Source organism: Pseudomonas sp. MSSRFD41, assembly GCF_014230245.1.
Classification (GTDB): domain Bacteria; phylum Pseudomonadota; class Gammaproteobacteria; order Pseudomonadales; family Pseudomonadaceae; genus Aquipseudomonas; species Aquipseudomonas piscis.
In genome coordinates, this window is record NZ_JACKZK010000031.1 from 49,937 (window position 1) to 57,494 (window position 7,558).

Annotated in this window: 5 protein-coding genes; 1 reads left to right on the forward strand and 4 read right to left on the reverse strand. The window is 63.9% G+C overall.

The features are described from left to right. Positions 1-25: 25 nt before the first annotated feature. The 4 genes from H7A76_RS28945 to H7A76_RS28960 all read right to left on the reverse strand — a co-directional run bounded on the left by H7A76_RS28945 (position 26) and on the right by H7A76_RS28960 (position 6,007). Positions 26-949: a LysR family transcriptional regulator gene (locus H7A76_RS28945; protein ID WP_185701679.1), complete on the reverse strand. Its 924-nt coding sequence runs from the start codon at positions 947-949 to the stop codon at positions 26-28. A gap of 153 nt (positions 950-1,102) precedes the next feature. Then, a complete protein-coding gene (locus tag H7A76_RS28950) occupies positions 1,103-2,470 on the reverse strand; it encodes an HlyD family type I secretion periplasmic adaptor subunit (RefSeq protein WP_185701680.1) in 1,368 nt (455 codons plus the stop codon). Next, complete coding sequence (locus H7A76_RS28955) at positions 2,460-4,616, reverse strand: type I secretion system permease/ATPase (protein WP_185701681.1); 2,157 nt, start codon at positions 4,614-4,616, stop codon at positions 2,460-2,462. Before H7A76_RS28955 ends, H7A76_RS28950 begins: the two co-directional genes overlap by 11 nt. Positions 4,617-4,654: 38 nt before the next feature. Then, complete coding sequence (locus tag H7A76_RS28960) at positions 4,655-6,007, reverse strand: TolC family outer membrane protein (protein ID WP_152898918.1); 1,353 nt, start codon at positions 6,005-6,007, stop codon at positions 4,655-4,657. 361 nt (positions 6,008-6,368) lie between these two features. On the opposite strand from H7A76_RS28960, the gene H7A76_RS28965 reads away from it, so the two are divergent. Then, on the forward strand, positions 6,369-7,558 hold a 1,190-nt coding region (locus H7A76_RS28965), incomplete at its 3' end, for a retention module-containing protein (protein WP_185701682.1).

Here is a 7,558-nt window from a genome sequence, read left to right on the forward strand (position 1 = left end):
CAGACGCAATGATTATCCCCTTGTGTCAGGACGCCTGCTGGGCTTCCTTCCAGGTCTCGTGGCAGCAGGTGCGGACCACTTCGCGAAACCACTTGTGGGCCTGGTCCTTGTCGTAGCGCGGGTGCCAGGACTGGGTCAGGATCAGGGTCGGCAGGGAGATCGGCAACACGAAGGAGCGCAGCCGCAGCCCCAGGCGCCGAACGCTGAACTGGGACTCCTTGGGTACCGGCAGGATCAGGTCCGAGTCCGGCAGCATGAACATCGCGGCGTGGAAGCCCGGGGCGATCATCGGCACCCGGCGCTTGAGCCCCTGTTCGGCCAGCGCCGCGTCGATCGGCCCACGGGCGATGCCACGGCGAGACATGCTGATATGGGGGTAGGCGGCAAACCGCTCGGCGGTGATCTCTTCGGCCAGCACCGGGTGGTCTTCGCGCACCAGGCCGACGAAGTTGGTGGTGAACAGGTTCTGCACCTTCACTTCCGGGCTCAGGGGCCGGGTATTGCTGATGCGCAGGTCGATGCGCCCTTCGCGCAGGGCCTCGTCGTCGCCATCGCCCTCGGGGACGAAGCGCAGCTCGCACAGCGGCGCCTGGCGCTCGAGGATATCGATCAGGCGGCCACCGTAGACACCGACGAAGAAGTCGTTGGCGCGCACGCTGAAACGCCGCTGTAGCGAGGCGAGGTCGATGGTGTCCGCCGAGCGGAACACCAGCGCCGCCTGCTCCACCAGATCATGCACCTGGGCCCGCAGTTCCAGGGCCTTGGGCGTCGGCACCAGGCCACGCCCGGCACGTACCAGCACCGGATCGCCCAGGGCGTCGCGGATTCGCGTCAGGGTCCGGCTCATGGCCGCCGGGCTGAGGTTCATGCGGCGTGCGGCGCCTACCACGCTGCCCTCGTCCAGCAGGATGTCGAGGGCCACCAGGAGATTCATGTCCGGAAGTTGCATTCTGAGCACTCATGACTGGTCGATAATGACTGGAACGCAATCCTAGCAGGCTTGCGGGTCGCGATCCTGAGCGGGATCAACCCACGCCACGGCTTGCCGGGACAGGCGGCCCCGAAGGGCCGTCCGGCGAGCGAGCATGGCGCAGGGAAGGGATCAGCGTTCGTGCAGGGCTTCGGCGCGGGCGCGGATGATCGGCTTGAGCAGGTAGCTGAGGATGCTCTTCTTGCCGGTGATGATGTCCACCGAGGCCACCATGCCGGGGATGATCAGCAGCGGCTTGTCGTCACTGCCCAGGTGGCTGCGCTCGGTGCGCAGCTTGATCATGTAATAGGTGGTCTTCTTGTCTTCGTCGGTGATGGTGTCGGCGCCGATCTGCTCCAGGCGAGCCTTGAGGCCGCCGTAGATGGTGTAGTCATAGGCGCTGAACTTGACGATCGCCTCTTGCCCCGGATGCAGGAAGGCGATGTCCTGGGGACGGATCTTGGCTTCCACCAGCAAGGTGTCGTCCAGCGGCACGATCTCCACCATGTCGCTGCCCGGCTGGATCACCCCGCCGATGGTGTTGACCATCAACTGCTTGACGATGCCACGCACCGGCGTTGTGACCATGGTCCGGCTGACCCGGTCCTCCAGGGCCTTGCCGGTGGCGCTGGCCTTGTTCAGCTCGGTGCGGGCCTCGTTGAGCTGGGTCAGGGCCTCGCTGCGGAACTTGCCGCGGGTTTCGTCGATCTTGCGCTGCACTTCCTTGATCGCCGACTCGGCGCGGGGAATCGCCAGGGTGGTGGCGTCCAATTGGCCACGGGTCTCGACCTCGGCCCGCTTGAGCCGCAGCACTTCCACCGGCGACACCGCGCCCTGGGCCACCAGTGGCTCGGACATGCTGATTTCCTGGCGTTGCAGGCCCAGTTGCTGGCGGTACTGCGCCTGCTTGGAGTTGAACTCGCGCAGCTCCTGCTGCTTCTGGATCAGTTGCTCTTGCATGCCGCCGATCTCGTCATGCAGCTGCTGGCGCCGGCTCTCGTACAGGGATTTCTCGCTGGCCGCCTGGCCCGGGGCGTCCCGCAGCGCGTCCTCGGGGAAGTTCAGCGGACGCTCCTCCACCTCGGCGCTCAAGCGCTCGACCCGCAGCAGCATGGACAGGCGCACGGTCTCGGTCTCGCCGACGTTGGACTGGAAGCGCGTGTCGTCCAGGCGGATCAGCGGCGCGCCGGCCTCTACCACCTGGCCTTCCTTGACGTACAGCTCGGCAACGATTCCACCTTCCAGGTTCTGGATCCTCTGCACCTTGGAGGAAGGAATCGCCTTGCCCTCGCCCTTGGTCACTTCGTCGATCACCGCGAAGTTGGCCCACAGCACCATGAACAGGAAGAAGGCGATGATGCCCCAGATGGTCAGGCGGATGACCCGTGGCGCATCTTCGATCAGGGCCTTGTTGACCTCGGGCAGCGGCTGCCCCTGGAGGGAATCGCTGCCCTTGAAATAACGGCGGATCGAGTCCCTGATTTCCGGCTTAAGCAACACTGATCTGCCCCTTCTTCAACGCTTCCATGACCACTGCCTTCGGACCATCGGCCAGAATCTGCCCACGGTCGACCACCAGCAGCCGGTCGACCAACGACAACAGCGAGGCCCGGTGGGTCACCAGGACCACGGTCTTGGTCTGCACCACCGCTTCCAGGCGCTGCTTCAGCCGCTCCTCACCGGTGTTGTCCATGGCGCTGGTGGGCTCGTCGAGCAGCAGGATCTGCGGGTTGAGCAACAGGGCACGGGCCAGCGCGACGTTCTGCCGCTGGCCGCCGGACAGGTTCTGCCCGCGCTCGCCAACTTGCAGCTCGTACCCCTGGGGATGCAGCCGGGCGAATTCGTGGACCCCCGCCAGCTCGGCGGCCTGCAGCACCAGTTCGTCCTCGACGTAGCGGGCGCCGGAAGTCAGGTTGTCGCGCAGGCTGCCGGCCAGCAGCTGGATGTCCTGGGGCACGTAGCCGATGTTGTGGCGCAGCTCGCTGACGTCGATCTGGCGGATGTCCACGCCGTCCACCAGCAAGGCTCCGGAGTCCGGCTGGTAGAGACCCACCAGCAACTTGGCCAGGGAGCTCTTGCCCGAGCCACTGCGGCCGATGATGCCGATCTTCTCGCCCGGCTTGATCACCAGGTTGATGTTCTTCAGCGCCGGATTCTGCTGGCCCGGGTAGGTGAAGTTCAGTTGCCGGCATTCGATGGCGCCCTGCAGCACTCTGCGGCTCAGCGGACGCTCGTCGAAGTTGCGCTCCTGGGGCAGCTCCATCATCTGGTCCACCGAGGTCATGGTGACGCGGGCCTGCTGGTAGCGGGTCAGCAGCCCGGACAGCGAAGCCAGCGGGCTCAGGGCGCGGCCGCTGAGCATGTAGCAGGCGATCAGGCCGCCCATGCTGAGGTTGCCGTCGATGATCTGGTACACGCCGAAGATGATCATCACCACCCCGGCCAGTTGCTGGATCAGCAGGGTGATGTTCATCGCCAGGCTGGAGAGCATCTTGACCCGCAGTTCGAGGCGGCTGAGGGTGCCGATGGTCTGCTCCCACTGGTACTGGCGCTCGCTCTCGGCGTTGTTGACCTTGACCGCATCCAGCCCGGCCAGGGTCTCGATCAGGCTCGACTGGCGCTCGGCGCCCAGGGCCATGGTCTTCTCCATGGTCGCCACCAAGGGCTTCTGCAACGCATAGCCGATGCCCAGGGCGATGGGGAAGGCCAGCACCGGGATCCACACCAGGTGCCCGCCGAGGATGGCGATCACCAGGAAGATCAGCAGGGTGAAGGGCAGGTCGATGAGGCTGGTAAGGGTCAGCGAGGCAAGGAAGTCCCGCAGGCTCTGGAACTCATGGATGTTCTGGGCAAAGCTGCCGACCCGCGGGGGACGGTACTTCATGGCCATGCCGACGATGCGCTCGAACAGCGTGGCGGAGATGATCAGGTCGGTCTTCTTCCCGGCAAGGTCCAGGCACAGGCTGCGCAAGCCCTTGAGGATCAGGTCGAAGACATAGGCGCCGATGATGCCGATGGACAACATCCACAGGGTCGCGGTCGCCTGGTTCGGCACCACCCGGTCGTAGACGTTCATCACGAACAGCGGCGCGGCCATGGCGATGATGTTGATCAGCAGGCTGGCGGCGACGGCATCGATGTATAGCCAGCGCGAGCGCTTGAGGGTATCGCGGAACCAGGAGCGGGCCCGGGGGATCAGCGAACCGTGGTTGACGTCGAACTTGTGCTGGGGCTGGGCGAAGAACACCTGCCCGATGTAGTCGTCGGCCAGCAGCTCGCGGCTGACGCAAACCTCGCCGCCATCGCTTTCGCTGAGCAACAGGCGCGCCTGGTCATCACTTTGCCAGCCCAGCAGCACGGCGCTGCGGCCGTCCTTGAGCAACAGCAGGGCAGGCATGGCGATGCTCGGAATCTGTTCCAGCTTGCGCCGCAGGACGCGACCCTGGAGCCCGGCCCGGGCCGCCGCGCGAGGCAGCAGCGCGGCGCTCAGGCGCTGGGACGGCAATGGCAGGCCGGTGGTCAGCATGGCCGCGCTGGCAGGCTTCTGGTGCAGGAAGCAGAGGGTCAGCAAACCGTCCAGCAAAGGGTCGTCATGCATACCGCGTGGATCATGATGGAGCTGCACTCGACGGACTTCTGATTCCACGCTCGACACTCTTGGCTGGCTATAAGGATGAAATTAGCTCAATTCATCCCAGGCAGCTGGACCTTGGGCTTCACGTCGTTCTGCACGACGGAAGCCATGGGTGCGACCACTCCCTGGCTCTTGAGCAACTCGCCAATGGTCGCCTTGATTCGATACTGAGTAAATAACTGAATGTTCTTGATCTCGGCCAGGCGACGGGAAGCGGTGAACAGTTCGTTTTCACTGTCGAGCAGGTCCAGCAAGGTACGTTCGCCCAGGCTGAACTGCTTCTGGTAGGCGGTACGTACCGCGGTGCTGCGATCGACGTATTCCTGGGCGATCGGCACCTGGGAGTTGGCGTTGTTCATGGCGTTCCAGGCCAGGCCCAGCTCTTCGTTCAGCACCCGCAGGGCGTTGTTGCGGATATCCAGCGCCTGGTTCGACTGGTAGGCCTTGGATTCCAGGTCAGCCTTGTTACTGCCGCCGGCGAACAGGTTGAAGCGCATGCGCAGCATGGCCTGCCATTCGTTGTTGTGGCCGTTCTGGCCGTCCAGGTCGTTATCGGCAGTACGCCCAAGCTCCGCATCGAAACGTGGGTAGAACGCCGACTTGGCTGCTTCGTACTGCTTTTCGGCCGCCACGATATCGGACTCGGCCGAACGCAGGATCGGGCTGTTTTCCAGCATCTGGCGGCGAGCCTCGTCGAGGTTGGCCGGCATCATCGCCATGAAGCTGGCTGGACGCTCCAGCTGGTCGGGCAGCTCCCCTACCGCGCTCAGGTAGTTGGTCTGGGCGTCGGCCAGGTTGGTCTGCTCGGTGATCAGGTTGTTGCGGGCCTGGGCCAGGCGCGCCTCAGCCTGGTCGAGGTCGGCGCCGCTGCCTACGCCACGTTGGGTGCGCAGCTTGATCTGGTCGTAGATACGTTCGTGGTTGCGCAGGTTGTCCTCGGCCAGCTGGACGAACTGGCGACGGGTCAGCACGTCCAGGTACACCTGGGCCACGGTCAGGCCGGTGCGCTCGGAGGTACCCAACAGGGAATAGGCCCGGGAGTTGACGGTGGCTTGTTGACGCCCCACTTCGCTGGACGTGGCAAAACCGTCAAAAACCATCTGTTGAAGACGTAAACTTGACTCACCACGGGTCATGCTTTCCCAGTGATTGCTGCCAGTACCCGCACGTGTAGAGGGGTTGTCGGTGCCCTCACGGCCATAGCCGGCGAGCATGTCGACACGGGGCAGGTAACCACCCTTGGCGGCTTTCAATTGGTAGTCGGCGGCCAGGCGGCTGTTCACACCGGCCTGGATTTCCGGGTGCACATCCAGTGCTTTCTGCATGGCTTCAGGGAGTGTCTGCGCCTGTACGAAACTGGCAGCAAGAGCGAAAGGCAGGGCCTTGAACAGGTGAAAACGCATGGTAAGAAATTTCCTCGGACGGTATGTCCAGATTCACGTCAGAACGTGGGACCACATCGAATGACTACAACCACAACGACCGTCTGTCGGAAAGTTCAAATTAAGAACTGGTTCACATACTTCAAGTCAGGTTACCGCGTGAATATCAATGTGACATTAATAGAGCGATTGTTTAGGATGGCACCCAGAAGGTCAATAGTTTGGCATAAACTTAATTTCGAAAGAATATAGCCAAAATATTGACGACACCCTGTCAATTACCCGTTCCCACATACACAGCAATGTACCCCCAGACTGAGCTGCGGCCAGCGCCCGAGCCGGTACATGGAAGTCGAATGAGCGGTACACCGGAGAGTTCTCAATGAGCAGTGTTGTTGCCATCGTCAAAAGCATTGTCGGTCAAGTTTTCGTGGTATCCCCGGAAGGGATCCGGCGTGTACTCATCGAAGGCGACCGCCTGTTCGTGGGCGACCAGGTGGATACCGGCCCCGCGGGCGCCGTCAGCCTGGAACTGACCGATGGCCGTACGCTCGACCTGGGGCGCGACACTCAATGGAGCGGCGCCGCTCCAGATTCCGGCGCCGACCTGGCCCAGGCCGCCGCGCAAGCCGCACCTTCGGTCGAAGAGCTGCAGCAGGCCATCGCCGCTGGCGTCGACCCGACCACCGACCTGGAAGCCACTGCCGCCGGCCCGACCGCCGCCGGTACCGGGGGCAATGCCGGGGGTGGCCACAGCTTCGTCCAATTGCAGGAAACCGCCGGCCGGGTAGACCCCACCATCGGCTTCCCGACCGCCGGCCTGGGCCGGGCCACTTCGGCCCTGGATAACAACTTCGGCGGACTGGCCAACGGTAACGGCCAGGGCATCCCCAATGGCAGCGGCAGCGATAGCCTGCGTCCGGCCACCCTGACCCTCAGCGCCACCCCGACCATCACCGAAGCCGGCGGCACCCTGGTCTATACCGCCACCGTGACCCAAGCTCCGCTGACGGGCCTGAGCGTCACCCTGTCCAATGGCGCGGTCATCGTGATCAGCGCCGGCCAGCTGACCGGGACCGTACAGGTGCCCATGGCGCCACAGGACAACGTCTACATCGACCCGGGTCAGATCAGCGTAAGCGTGACCGGCACCACCGGCGGCGGTGGCCTGCTGGTCACGGTCGATCCGAACCCGGCGGTGACCCAAGTCACCGATACCATCGACACCACCACGGTAACCCTGACCGCCGATGCCAGCGTCACCGAAGGTGGGCAGATCACCTACACCGCGACCCTGACCAACCCGGCGCAGACCCCGGTGACCATCACCTTGTCCAACGGCTCGGTCATCACCATCGAGGCGGGCAAGTCCAGCGGTTCGATCAACGTCCCGGCACCAGCCGATGACGTCTACAAGAATGGCGACAAGGTTGAAGTCGGCATCACCAAGGCCGATGGCGGCAACTTCGAGAACCTGGTCCCCAACCCTGACAAGGCGGTGACCACGGTTACCGACACCATCGACGACACTGGGCTGAACTTGAGTGCCACCGGCACCGTGGCTGAAGGTGG

Coding starts and splice junctions, on each gene's coding strand:
- H7A76_RS28945 (WP_185701679.1), bottom strand. CDS start 949: ATGCAACTTCCGGACATGAATCTCCTGGTGGCCCTCGACATCCTGCTG.
- H7A76_RS28960 (WP_152898918.1), bottom strand. CDS start 6,007: ATGCGTTTTCACCTGTTCAAGGCCCTGCCTTTCGCTCTTGCTGCCAGT.